The organism is Vibrio xiamenensis (assembly GCF_900100015.1).
Taxonomy (GTDB): Bacteria; Pseudomonadota; Gammaproteobacteria; order Enterobacterales; family Vibrionaceae; genus Vibrio; species Vibrio xiamenensis.
Genome location: NZ_FNDD01000013.1, coordinates 46,058 through 58,489 on the forward strand (window position 1 = coordinate 46,058; position 12,432 = coordinate 58,489).

Consider the following 12,432-nt stretch of genomic DNA (forward strand, 5'->3'; position numbering starts at 1 on the left):
GAACGATTAAAGTAGACCGAGAATTAAGGAAGCGGAATAGTACAGAAATGGAGCAGATTAAGCAAGGGGAATTATTGCGCTGGAGAAGGAAAGGGGCCAAAAAGAAAACTGGACAGTTTACCCCTTAAAAATCCGATTATTCTTCGTCGACAAACTGCGCTTGGAGATAATTTTCGATACCGGTTTTTTCAATCAAACCAAGTTGAGTTTCTAACCAGTCAACATGATCTTCTTCGTCTTCGAGGATCTCTTGAAACAAGTCTCGAGAAACGTAGTCGCGAATGTCTTCTGCGTAAGCAATGGCGTCTTTTAAATCCGGAATCGCCGCCATTTCCAATTTAAGATCGCATTCGAGCATCTCTTTGGTGTCTTCGCCGATCATCAGCTTACCGAGATCTTGAAGATTTGGAGTCCCTTCAAGGAACAGAATTCGCTCGATCAGATGATCTGCGTGTTTCATCTCGTCGATAGACTCGTGATACTCTTTGTCAGCCAGATGCTTCAGACCCCAGTCTTTATACATCCTTGCATGAAGAAAATATTGGTTTATCGCAACCAACTCATTTCCTAAAATTTTATTCAAATGTTGAATTATTATTGGATCGCCTTTCATGACAAAACCCTCCTCATTGGTTCTCCCTTAATATGAGAGATAAATGAGAAGGTGTCAAAAATTGGCGAAAAAACGCTCGCCTTAATTAACTCGCTTGGCGATACTCGCCCGCAAGCGTTTCATTGATGATTTCTTTGGTTTGGCGTACGCATTTTCCACATTGTGAACCTAGCGCGGTGCATTTTTTAATCCCACGAATGTCCGTGATTCCTTCATTTAGAATCAATTTCTTGATCTTTTTGTCTGAGACACCATGACATAGACAAACGTACATACACACACCTTGCGAACCAAAATTACTCAACAATCTTTCCACGAATATAAACAAGAATTATTCTTGTTACCAGTCATGATTGTATAGATTTAAGAAGATTTGGTTATAAAAAAATCGTTATGAAGGGCAATATTTAGAAAATGATCTTATCTGTCGAATAAAGATCTAATATAAGGCTTTGTTTTACTAATGAAACTTTAAAAAAGAAAAAAACTTAAGGGATACTATCTCTTATAACCAAAAAAAGGGAAGCCTAAGCTTCCCTTCTCTATATAGCTAACAAAGATTAATTCTTGACGAATTAAGCGATGATTTTAGCTACAACACCAGCGCCTACTGTACGGCCACCTTCGCGGATTGCGAAACGTAGACCTTCATCCATTGCGATTGGAGCGATTAGCTCTACAGTCATTTGGATGTTGTCGCCTGGCATTACCATTTCTACGCCTTCTGGTAGTGAGATATCACCAGTTACGTCAGTTGTACGGAAGTAGAACTGTGGACGGTAGCCTTTGAAGAATGGGGTGTGACGACCACCTTCATCTTTAGACAGTACGTATACTTCTGATTCGAATTTAGTGTGTGGTGTGATTGAACCTGGTTTCGCTAGTACTTGACCACGTTCTACTTCATCACGTTTAGTACCACGTAGTAGTGCACCAACGTTCTCACCCGCACGACCTTCGTCTAGAAGCTTACGGAACATCTCTACACCTGTACAAGTTGTAGTAGTTGTGTCGTGGATACCAACGATTGCTACTTCATCACCTACTGATAGGATACCGCGCTCGATACGGCCAGTTACTACTGTACCACGACCTTGGATTGAGAATACGTCTTCGATTGGCATTAGGAACGGCATGTCTACTGCACGCTCTGGCTCTGGGATGTAGTTGTCTAGCGCTTCTGCTAGTTCTACAATCTTAGCTTCCCATTGCTCTTCGCCGTTTAGAGCGCCTAGAGCTGAACCTTGGATAACTGGTAGGTCATCACCTGGGAAATCGTACTCAGATAGAAGTTCACGTACTTCCATTTCTACTAGTTCTAGTAGCTCTTCGTCATCTACCATGTCACATTTGTTCATGAATACGATGATGTAAGGGATACCAACCTGACGGCCTAGTAGGATGTGCTCACGAGTTTGTGGCATTGGACCATCTGTTGCTGCTACAACTAGGATACCACCGTCCATTTGCGCAGCACCGGTGATCATGTTTTTAACATAGTCAGCGTGTCCTGGGCAGTCTACGTGCGCGTAGTGACGAGTTGGAGTATCGTACTCAACGTGTGAAGTCGCGATTGTGATACCGCGTTCACGCTCTTCTGGAGCGTTATCGATTGATGCGAAGTCACGAGCAGCACCGCCGTAAACTTTAGCAAGAGTAGTACAGATAGCTGCAGTTAGAGTTGTTTTACCGTGGTCAACGTGGCCGATAGTACCAACGTTTACGTGCGGTTTCGTACGTTCAAATTTTTCTTTAGACATGAGTTGTCCCTCTAGGTACGGATTTAGGTGGCTTGAATGACCACGCAACCAAAAATTATTGGTAATAAACTTGCTCTCAATCACTAAACTTAGTTTAGTCGAAAGAAAGTATCAAAAGGAAAACTTTGCTTAGAGCTGGTGCTGATAGGCAGATTCGAACTGCCGACCTCATCCTTACCAAGGATGCGCTCTACCACCTGAGCTATATCAGCACTCTAAATGAGTGGAGCGGGCAGCGGGAATCGAACCCGCATCATCAGCTTGGAAGGCTGAGGTAATAGCCATTATACGATGCCCGCACACGTAACTCTGAGAGCTATTTCCTTTAGAATATGGTGGAGGGGGACGGATTCGAACCATCGAAGGCGGAGCCGGCAGATTTACAGTCTGCTCCCTTTGGCCACTCGGGAACCCCTCCAAATTTACAAGCCATTTTCACTGCTAGGTCTGAGACCAAAAGGAGAAAATGGTGCCGACTACCGGAATCGAACTGGTGACCTACTGATTACAAGTCAGTTGCTCTACCTACTGAGCTAAGTCGGCATAAGTGGTGCGCATTCTATTGAATGATTTTGCCCCTTGCAATAGCTAATTTAAAAAAAAATGTAATTTTAAAAATTTTGCGCTTATTTGCTGTTTTTTCGCGCAAAATTACGCTTTTAGCGCAAATATCTCGGCTTTGTCATTTGCAATCGAGTGCGCTTGATGTATGTTCGCAGCTTCCAGTTTTGCTAACCACTGTGAGCAATTTATGACGCCGTATCTTTCATTTAGCCGCACAAAATGGGCAGAGTTACGTAACTCTGTACCCATGACGTTGTCTGAAGAAGATCTGAAAGAGCTGCAAGGCGTTAATGAAAAACTCACGATGAGTGAAGCCGTAGAGATTTACTTACCTCTCGCACGTTTACTTAATCTGTATATAGAAGCAAGACAAAGCCGCAATTCGGTATTGCAGCAGTTTTTGCATAATGAAGAAAAGGCGCCGCCTTTTATTATCGGTATTGCTGGTAGTGTTGCGGTAGGTAAAAGTACCACCGCGCGTTTATTGCAAGCCCTGCTGTCTCGCTGGGAAAACCACCCTAAAGTCGAATTGGTTACTACCGACGGATTTCTATACCCGAAAAAGGTATTGGATGAGCGCGGCATTATGCAGCGCAAAGGGTTTCCAGAGTCTTATGACATTCGCCGTCTAGTCGGCTTTGTATCCGATGTAAAAGCTGGTAAACCAAACCTCAGCGTACCGCTATACTCTCACGTCACTTACGACATTACAGATCAGGAAAAGGTTGTCGACCGTCCGGATGTGTTAATTATTGAAGGACTCAACGTCCTGCAAAGTGGCATGGACTACCCTCACGATCCATTGCGCGTGTTTGTTTCCGATTTTCTCGACTTTTCTCTGTATGTGGATGCACAAAGTGACATTATCGAACAGTGGTATATCGAGCGATTCTTAAAATTCAGAAAAGGTGCGTTTAAACGCCCTGGTTCTTATTTCAGCCACTACACCAAGCTTGCAGAGCCCGATGCTATCGAAAAAGCACGCCATATTTGGCGCACCATCAACGGCGTGAACTTACAACATAATATTTTGCCAACCAGAGAACGAGCACAATTGATCCTTAAGAAAGGCGTCAATCATCTGGTTGAAGAAGTTTTGCTGAGAAAATAACTTAGAACTCGCAATCGCGATAACAACAAATCACGCTATCGTCGCGGGCCCGTAACGGTTGCTTTCTTCACTACCTGCTAGAAAACCGCATTCAATGAATATCCACAATCCACAAAACAGCGCGCTAAACGAGCCGATGGTCTGCCAAGTCGTGACTTGATTTTCAATACTCGGGTCTTGCAGCGGAACCATGATGCGACCTAAAAACATAGGAATATTGAGCAGTAGCCACCAACTGGATTTATCACGATCATGCCAACGTTTCGCGGTCACTGCGAGGTCTGGGTATAGCATCGCTAACAATATCAGCGGCAAAAGTAGATGGGCATAACTTGGCAGCAGTTTGTTACTGAGAAAAATCGCCAAGAAAATAATCCCGTAATAGGCAAGATTCCACAGCCAAAAGGTCTGGCGCCCAACTCGCCCTTGAAAAGAAAACACTAACTGCTTTATGTCCATCGCAACTCCCCCTGCAAAGATTATTCTTGTCATCGTCACTGCCCGTCTTTGGTAGCACATTATTTATCATTTTTTAATTTCTAATTTTTAACGGCTTAGCGTTTTTTTAACTGCTGATGCGTTGAAATGCGTCTTTATCCATATCGCGTATATCGACGGTTAAACTCTCGATTTGCCCAGCACTTTGTCTCATGACCGCGATTAAACTTTTCGCTAACCCCCGTTTTTGCTCAGCGGTTCGCCCACTTAAAAGCTCCAAACGTAAGTGAATGAAATCCACGCTGTCGGCCGCGTCTCCGACCAGCCAATGATGGTAGCGCTGCGCTCTCGATTTCACCGAGTCAATCTCAAATAAGCCGCTATCAATCACCACTTGATGTAAGTCTTCAAGAAGCCCGGAAACATTTAAACGCTCTTCGACTGAGTTAGAGTACTCCATGATTAAATGTGGCATCGTGTGTCTTCCTTGCAAATAATGCGAACAATTTGGCTAAAGTCTTACTGCTAAGCATCTAATCAGCAATCAAAAACTGCTCTAATGCTATGATTCTGTTTGCGAGATCACTGATGGTGAGATCTTACCTTTCCAAACCAACATGATTAGAATCATGATTTAGCAGTTTGAATCTGTTATATTCTTTCTCAATCATTTTTTGTTTTACATTTATTGAAACGGAGAAATTCCTATGCGTCGTCCTGTAGTGATGGGTAACTGGAAACTAAACGGTAGCAAAGCCATGGTTACTGAGCTGCTAACTGGTCTAAATAAAGAACTTGAAGGTGTTTCAGGTGTTGATGTTGCAGTTGCTCCACCAGCGCTTTACCTCGATTTAGCAGAGCGTCTTATCGCAGAAGGCGGTAACAAAATTATCCTAGGTGCACAAAACACTGACCTAAACAACAGCGGTGCATTCACTGGCGATATGTCTCCAGAAATGTTGAAAGATTTTGGTGCGACTCACATCATCATCGGTCACTCAGAGCGTCGTGATTACCACAACGAATCTGACGAGTTTGTAGCGAAGAAATTTGCCTTCCTAAAAGAAAACGGCCTAAAACCAGTTTTCTGTATCGGTGAATCTGAAGCGCAAAACGAAGCTGGCGAAACTGAAGCAGTTTGTGCTCGTCAAATCAACGCAGTGATCGACGCTTACGGCGTAGAGGCTCTAAACGGCGCAATCATCGCTTACGAACCAATCTGGGCTATCGGTACTGGTAAAGCAGCAACAGCAGAAGATGCACAGCGCATTCACGCTTCTATCCGTGCTCTTATCGCAGCAAAAGACGCAGCAGTCGCTGAGCAAGTCATCATCCAATACGGTGGCAGCGTTAAACCAGAAAACGCAGAAGCTTACTTCTCACAACCAGACATCGACGGTGCTCTAGTTGGTGGTGCATCTCTTGATGCGAAAAGCTTCGCAGCGATTGCTAAAGCAGCGGCAGCAGCAAAAGCGTAATTAACCAACCACGCACATATTAACAAAGGTCAGCATTCGCTGGCCTTTTTGTTATCTCTATACCGCCTTTCTTTGATCGAGTATGCTTACGCTTTTGCGATGAGTAAAACATTCTCTATGAAGGATAAACACGGCCTGCTGAGCGGCTCAATTCCTAATGTATTACGCCGTATGACCATTCCAATGACATTTGGCTTAGTCGCGGTATTAATGTTTAACCTCGTCGATACTTTTTTCATTTCCTTACTTGGCACCGATGCCCTTGCCGCTATCAGTTTTACGTTTCCGGTTACCTTTGCAGTTAACTGCATCACGATGGGAATTGGGGTGGGTTTATCCACCAGCATAGGTCGGCTACTTGGCCAAAACCAAGCGCAAAATGCGGCGCGACTGGCGAGCCACGGTTTATTGCTCGCACTGGTACTGGTTGCCATCGCCTCATTCATCGGTTTTGTCACGATTGAGCCGCTATTTACTTTGCTCGGTGCAGACCAAAACCTGCTGCCGCTTATCGACCAATATATGCAGGTTTGGTATCTCACCATTCCACTCCTTGTGTTACCTATGGCCGGTAATAGCGCAATTCGCGCAACCGGAGATACCAAGACTCCGGCACAAATGATGATGCTGTCTGGCGTAATCAATGGCGTTCTGGATCCGTTACTGATATTTGGTATCGGCCCATTTCCCGAGCTTGGCATTCAAGGCGCAGCGATTGCCAGCGCGTTTAGCTGGCTAGGCGCATTGTGCGGTTCGGCATACATACTCATCTACCGCGAGAAGTTGCTCGCGCTACCAAAAGTTCGCCACCTGATTGCCGATTGGTCTTTGGTTCTGAAAATCGGCACTCCGGCTGCGCTTTCTAATGCCATGAACCCGTTATCGGGCGCCATTCTGATGATGATCATCGCCGATAGTGGCAAAGCCGCCGTCGCCGCTTATGGCGCCGCGCAGCGAATTGAATCGATTCTAATTTTAGTGCTGATGTCGCTAACCTCAGCCTTAACCCCGTTTATGGCGCAAAACCTCGGCGCTGAGAATCCGCAGCGCAGCTTCGCCGGGCTGTTTCTGAGCATGCGGTTTGCCATCGTCTTTCAACTGATGATTTTTGTCATGATGGTGCCTCTGAGCATTCCCCTCTCGGCACTGTTTTCCCAAGAGCAAAGTGTGCGCGATTTACTGTGGCATTATTTGCTTGTGGTGCCCATCAGCTATGGATTCCAAGGGGTGGTAATGATGTTAGTATCGGCGCTTAATGCGCTTCACGAACCGCTGCGCGCTTTTCAATGGAGCTTTATGCGCCTATTTATGTTTACTCTGCCTTGCGCTTGGCTGGGAGGGGAATATTACGCTATTGAAGGATTGTTTGTCGGCATTGGTGTAGGCAATATTATTGGCGGCTTACTTGGCTATTTATACGCTCTGCGACTGAGAAAACAGCGCTGCCAATCACTCGATATAGCCAAGCTTTAAATACAAAAACAGCCGGCGAGTTGCCAGCTGCTTTTTGATATTGAAATAAGACTATAACAACTCTTGTTGTTCTTCGTCATCTTCCACTTCATCATCAATATTCATATCGACGTCTAATGGCTCTTGCGAAAGGATTAAGCCAGTGTTGTCGGCATAGAGATAGTCTTCCGGTAAGAAAGTCACACCGCCAAAGTTAACAGCAACGTCTATTTCACCGATGCTTTGCGAAGTCGCGCCAACAGGAATGGATGCCAACGCTTGAATGCCTAAGCTCATGTCTTCTAGCTCGTCCACTTCGCGAACGCAGCCATACACCACGATGCCTTCCCATTCGTTTTCTTCAGCTAAAGCTGCCAGCTCAGCATCAATTAACGCGCGACGAAGAGAACCACCACCATCGACAAGCAACACTCGGCCCTCACCGTCTTGCTCTAACACTTCTCGAATTAAGCCATTATCTTCAAAGCATTTGAGCGTGGTAATTTGACCCGCAAACGAGGCACACCCACCGAAATTACTAAACATAGGTTCAACAACATCGACTTGCTCAAGATAAATATCACACAGAGCTGAGGTATTATATTCCATAGCGTCTCTTCTTCTTACCGTTCGTCACGTACTTTCGAGTATATAGAGTCATTAAGTCATTGCAATGACAATACTCAATTAACTCACCAGAGTTTGAGCTATAACCACCCCTGCAAACAACAGGTTAGTGACTATAGAACACTTTACAACCACAGGCAGCATAGGGGCAATTTGCGCAGGTTTCGTGGCGATCCACACCGCTTTACCGTGGCGAAATAACACTACGATGCTCAACAAGAAAGGCAGGCAAATCCACATCGGGCTTGGCTGTAACAACAGGTAGTCCGAAAAGGCGAACAGCGCACCAACCAGCAATATAAAGTGATATTGCTTAGCGCGTTTTTGCCCAAGACGCACAGCGACCGTCCGTTTGCCACACACTTGATCGTTTTCAATATCACGCAGATTATTAATATTCAGCACAGCCACAGCCAATAAGCCGCAACCCACCGCTGGTAATATTAATGCGTAATCGACGATTCCGGTGTGCAGAAAGTAGGTGCCCGCAACGCCCAGTAAGCCAAAGAAGATAAACACCGACACATCACCCAGCCCAACGTAACCATAAGGCTTACTGCCCATGGTATAAGCAATCGCCGCAACAATCGCTAATACGCCTAGGCCGATAAAGGCCAGAATGCTCTGCATCGAATCCAGAGCGTAAAAAACTAACGCCAAACCAGCAATAATGGTCATGACGATATTAATCGCAATCGCTTGTTTCATGACTTTGGCCGAAACCATGCCGGTTTGCATTGCCCGCCGAGGGCCGATGCGGGACTCGTTGTCAGTCCCCTGCACAGAATCACCATAATCATTGGCGAGATTGGAAAGTATTTGCAATAGCGTTGCGGTTAAAAACGATAACCCCGCTACAGGCCATGAAAAATGCCCAGATGCAAAAGCCAGCACACTACCCGTCAAGATGGAAATCAAAGCGAGTGGAAGCGTTTTCGGTCTGGCGGCTTCCAGCCAGATACGGATTGATTGTTTCATAGACTGAATAGTAGCGGCTAATAAATAAATGAGAATTGTGTCACATCATATTTTGTGTCACAAAAATAAAAAAGACCACCGAAGTGGTCTTTTTTAACTATCTTTCAATTACTTCACACGGCTCACATATTCCGCGCTGCGAGTATCGACTTTGATAACCTCGCCAATTGCAATAAATAGCGGAACACGTACAACAGCACCAGTGCTTAATGTCGCAGGCTTACCACCCGTGCCTTGAGTATCGCCTTTCAAACCAGGATCGGTTTCAACCACTTCCAGTTCAACGAAGTTTGGTGGGGTAACCGCGATTGGGTTGCCGTTCCATAGTGTCAACATACAAGTGTTGTTTTCTACCAACCATTTGGCGTTATCGCCGATCGCTTTCATGTCCGCCGCAATTTGCTCGAACGTTTCAGCATTCATGAAGTGGTAGAACTCGCCATCGTTGTACAAGTAGTCAAGATCGATGTCCATTACGTCAGCCGTTTCCACAGATTCGCCAGACTTGAACGTCTTCTCTAATACTTTACCAGAAAGCAGTTTACGGATTTTTACACGGTTGAACGCTTGACCTTTGCCCGGTTTCACATACTCGTTTTCGAGAATGACACACGGCTCATTATCAAGCATAATTTTAAGACCGCCTTTAAATTCATTCGTGCTAACAGTAGCCATTATTTCCTCTTACCATCTTCGAGTTAAATTTTTAATGCCGCATATCATAACCCGAAAAGTTGACGCTGTTGAGCAAAACTGGCTCAAACAGCTAGCGAATGGGATCTCTGATCCTGAAACTTTGCTCAAATCATTACAGATAGATCCTTCGCCATGGCAACACGGATTTGAAGCTCGAAAGCTTTTTGCGCAGCGCGTGCCGCAGAGTTTTATCGATCGAATGGAAAAAGGCAATCCTAAAGACCCTTTATTACGTCAGGTTTTACCTTTATCGGACGAATTTGAAGTACATGACGGCTATTCCACCGATCCACTTGATGAACAAGACACGGTTCGCCCCGGGCTGTTGCACAAATACCACAATCGCGCATTGATGATTGTAAAAGGTGGCTGTGCGATTAATTGCCGCTACTGCTTTCGCCGTCATTTCCCCTATCAGGAAAATCCGGGCAACAAAGCCATCTGGCAACAGTCATTAGATTACTTTGCCGACCACAGCGAACTCAATGAAGTGATTTTGTCAGGTGGCGACCCATTGATGGCCAAAGACAACGAATTGGCCTGGCTGGTTGAAAGAATCGCACAGATCAAACACATCAAGCGCCTGCGTATTCATTCTCGCTTACCTGTGGTGATTCCAGCCCGGGTCACTATTGAGCTGTGCGAACTATTAAAAACAACCCGTTTGCAAGTTATCTTGGTGACCCATATCAACCACAGCAACGAAATCAATCACCAACTGCACCAGGCGATGGTGCAATTGAAAGCGGCGGGCGTGACGCTACTCAATCAAAGCGTCCTACTTAAAGACATTAACGATAGCGTCGAGCAGCAAGTGGCTTTGAGTGAAGCGCTATTTGACGCCGGCATTCAACCTTACTATCTGCATGTCCTCGATAAAGTGCAAGGCGCGGCGCATTTTTATGTCAGCGACCAACAAGCTAGAGCCATTATGGCGGGCTTGATCACTCAAGTTTCGGGCTATTTAGTGCCTAAACTTACGCGTGAAATTGGTGGCAAACCAAGCAAAACTCCGCTTGATCTTTATCTTGAATAATTAATCGAAACAACAAAAATATTTTGTTCGCCTGACTAGGGGTTTGTATGCATACTGCCGCCAATTTCATTGGGAGAACATTATGCAAACCGAACTTTCATCCTGGTTCGATCTCGGGCCATTTAGCTGGTCAGCATTGCTTTGCTGCGCGATTAATGGCGTATTAATCGGTGCCGAACGTCAAACTCGGGGTAAGCCGGTTGGCATACGTACTGCGATATTAATCATCTCGGGTACCTATTTGTTTATGTCGATGGCGGTATCGCTATCGCCTAATACTTTGGATCAAGCCCGCGTACTCGGACAGATCATTACCGGTGTCGGTTTTCTTGGTGCCGGCGTGATGATGACCCAAGACGGTAAAATTCATGGTGTCACCTCTGCGGCGGTGATTTGGGTATTGGCGGCGCTAGGGATGATGATTGGCCTTGGGCATTTACAGCAATCGGTGCTGCTCACCGTTCTGGCTCTTGCGGTACTACTTGGCGTCGATAAAGCCGAAAACCGTATTCAAGCGTTAAGGCGCGGTGTTCATCAACGTATTAAACGCCGCAAACGTCCTCGCCGCGGCGTGATTGAAGAAGTGCCTGAAATCGAATAACTCAATTTGGCAATAGACATAAAAAAACCACCTAATCTTAGGTGGTTTTTTGTTATTCGAGTGAACTTAGAACAGCTCTTGAGCAACTTTGAATAGGTCATCACGACTTGGACGACGCATGTTTTCAATTGCATCAATGATATCGTGATGAACCAACTGCTCTTTAACGATACCAACACAGCGACCACCGTGGCCTTCTTGCAGAAGGTGAACGGCGTAGTTACCCATACGTGAAGCCAAAACGCGGTCAAACGCACCTGGGCGACCACCACGTTGAATATGACCAAGTACCGTTGCGCGAGTTTCACGACCGGTCGCCATTTCAATTTCTTTAGCTAGCACATTCGCATCCATCATTAGCTCAGTCAGTGCGATAATCGCATGCTTTTTGCCTTTCTTGATGCCATCTTGAATGTTCGCAATCAACGACTCTTTATCTAACCCAGTTTCTGGGCTGATGATGTATTCACAACCACCGGCAATCGCTGACATCAGAGTCAAATCACCACAGTGACGACCCATGATTTCAACAATCGAAATACGTTGGTGTGAAGAAGAGGTATCACGCAGACGGTCAATGGCATCAATCACTGTGTTTAACGCAGTCAAGTAACCAATTGTGTAATCGGTACCTGCAATATCGTTGTCGATGGTGCCAGGTAGACCGATACATGGATACCCCATTTCAGTCAGTTTCTTTGCGCCCATGTAAGAGCCGTCACCACCGATTACAACAAGTGCGTCGATGTCGTGTTTTTTCAAGTTTTCGATTGCTTTCGCGCGAACCGATTCTTCCTTAAATTCAGGAAAACGAGCCGAACCTAAAAAAGTCCCGCCTTTGTTGATCACATCAGAAACACTCGAGCGCTCAAGCTTCACGATTCGGTCTTCATACAGGCCTAAATAACCGTCATAAACACCGTAAACTTCCAAGCCTTCAGATAACGCTGTACGTACCACACCGCGAATTGCGGCATTCATACCAGGTGCGTCACCACCGCTTGTTAATACACCGATTTTCTTAATCATGCTCACCCTCGATTTATGGGAATAAGTTTAAAAAATAAGTTAAAAATAA

The 12,432-nt window shown here is 45.4% G+C and carries 14 protein-coding genes and 4 tRNA genes; 5 read left to right on the forward strand and 13 right to left on the reverse strand.

Going from position 1 to position 12,432, the window contains the following annotated elements; genetic code table 11:
• Positions 1–136: 136 nt before the first annotated feature.
• The 7 genes from bfr to BLS03_RS12030 all read right to left on the reverse strand — a co-directional run bounded on the left by bfr (position 137) and on the right by BLS03_RS12030 (position 2,916).
• On the reverse strand, positions 137–613 hold the full coding sequence (bfr, locus tag BLS03_RS12000; RefSeq protein ID WP_093274059.1) for a bacterioferritin: 477 nt from the start codon (positions 611–613) through the stop codon (positions 137–139).
• Positions 614–698: 85 nt separating this feature from the next.
• On the reverse strand, positions 699–887 hold the full coding sequence (locus BLS03_RS12005) for a (2Fe-2S)-binding protein (RefSeq protein WP_093274062.1): 189 nt from the start codon (positions 885–887) through the stop codon (positions 699–701).
• Between the two features lie 301 nt (positions 888–1,188).
• Complete coding sequence (gene tuf, locus BLS03_RS12010; protein WP_093274065.1) at positions 1,189–2,373, reverse strand: elongation factor Tu; 1,185 nt, start codon at positions 2,371–2,373, stop codon at positions 1,189–1,191.
• Between the two features lie 136 nt (positions 2,374–2,509).
• Positions 2,510–2,585, reverse strand: a tRNA-Thr gene (locus BLS03_RS12015).
• Positions 2,586–2,597: 12 nt separating this feature from the next.
• A tRNA-Gly gene (locus tag BLS03_RS12020) sits at positions 2,598–2,672 on the reverse strand.
• 34 nt (positions 2,673–2,706) lie between these two features.
• A tRNA-Tyr gene (locus BLS03_RS12025) sits at positions 2,707–2,791 on the reverse strand.
• Positions 2,792–2,840: 49 nt separating this feature from the next.
• Positions 2,841–2,916: transfer RNA gene (locus BLS03_RS12030), tRNA-Thr, on the reverse strand.
• Between the two features lie 208 nt (positions 2,917–3,124).
• On the opposite strand from BLS03_RS12030, the gene coaA reads away from it, so the two are divergent.
• Complete coding sequence (gene coaA, locus BLS03_RS12035; protein WP_093274270.1) at positions 3,125–4,048, forward strand: type I pantothenate kinase; 924 nt, start codon at positions 3,125–3,127, stop codon at positions 4,046–4,048.
• A gap of 30 nt (positions 4,049–4,078) precedes the next feature.
• On the opposite strand, the gene BLS03_RS12040 is transcribed toward coaA, so the two are convergent.
• Both BLS03_RS12040 and BLS03_RS12045 read right to left on the reverse strand, forming a co-directional pair.
• Complete coding sequence (locus BLS03_RS12040) at positions 4,079–4,507, reverse strand: DUF805 domain-containing protein (protein ID WP_093274068.1); 429 nt, start codon at positions 4,505–4,507, stop codon at positions 4,079–4,081.
• A gap of 106 nt (positions 4,508–4,613) precedes the next feature.
• Positions 4,614–4,961, reverse strand: coding sequence for a 5-carboxymethyl-2-hydroxymuconate Delta-isomerase (locus BLS03_RS12045; protein WP_093274070.1), 348 nt, complete (start codon positions 4,959–4,961; stop codon positions 4,614–4,616).
• Positions 4,962–5,193: 232 nt separating this feature from the next.
• On the opposite strand from BLS03_RS12045, the gene tpiA reads away from it, so the two are divergent.
• Entirely contained in the window at positions 5,194–5,964 is a 771-nt protein-coding gene (gene tpiA, locus BLS03_RS12050) for a triose-phosphate isomerase (RefSeq protein WP_093274072.1), read from the forward strand.
• 117 nt (positions 5,965–6,081) lie between these two features.
• Entirely contained in the window at positions 6,082–7,437 is a 1,356-nt protein-coding gene (locus BLS03_RS12055) for an MATE family efflux transporter (RefSeq protein WP_093274075.1), read from the forward strand.
• Between the two features lie 51 nt (positions 7,438–7,488).
• On the opposite strand, the gene rraA is transcribed toward BLS03_RS12055, so the two are convergent.
• From rraA to efp, 3 genes are all read right to left on the reverse strand, one after another.
• Positions 7,489–8,025 carry a ribonuclease E activity regulator RraA gene (gene rraA, locus BLS03_RS12060; protein WP_093274077.1) on the reverse strand — a complete coding sequence of 179 codons (537 nt, stop codon included), beginning with the start codon at positions 8,023–8,025 and terminating at the stop codon, positions 7,489–7,491.
• Positions 8,026–8,103: 78 nt separating this feature from the next.
• Positions 8,104–9,021: a 1,4-dihydroxy-2-naphthoate polyprenyltransferase gene (locus tag BLS03_RS12065; RefSeq protein WP_093274079.1), complete on the reverse strand. Its 918-nt coding sequence runs from the start codon at positions 9,019–9,021 to the stop codon at positions 8,104–8,106.
• Between the two features lie 108 nt (positions 9,022–9,129).
• Positions 9,130–9,696: an elongation factor P gene (gene efp / locus BLS03_RS12070; RefSeq protein WP_093274081.1), complete on the reverse strand. Its 567-nt coding sequence runs from the start codon at positions 9,694–9,696 to the stop codon at positions 9,130–9,132.
• Between the two features lie 34 nt (positions 9,697–9,730).
• Between efp and epmB the strand changes: the two genes are divergently transcribed.
• Together epmB and BLS03_RS12080 are read left to right on the forward strand one after the other, a co-directional pair.
• Positions 9,731–10,753 (forward strand): EF-P beta-lysylation protein EpmB, encoded by a 1,023-nt coding sequence (gene epmB, locus BLS03_RS12075; RefSeq protein WP_093274084.1) that lies wholly within the window; start codon positions 9,731–9,733, stop codon positions 10,751–10,753.
• A gap of 82 nt (positions 10,754–10,835) precedes the next feature.
• A complete protein-coding gene (locus tag BLS03_RS12080) occupies positions 10,836–11,354 on the forward strand; it encodes an MgtC/SapB family protein (protein ID WP_093274086.1) in 519 nt (172 codons plus the stop codon).
• A gap of 66 nt (positions 11,355–11,420) precedes the next feature.
• On the opposite strand, the gene pfkA is transcribed toward BLS03_RS12080, so the two are convergent.
• Positions 11,421–12,383: a 6-phosphofructokinase gene (gene pfkA / locus BLS03_RS12085; RefSeq protein WP_093274088.1), complete on the reverse strand. Its 963-nt coding sequence runs from the start codon at positions 12,381–12,383 to the stop codon at positions 11,421–11,423.
• Between the last annotated feature and the right edge of the window lie 49 nt (positions 12,384–12,432).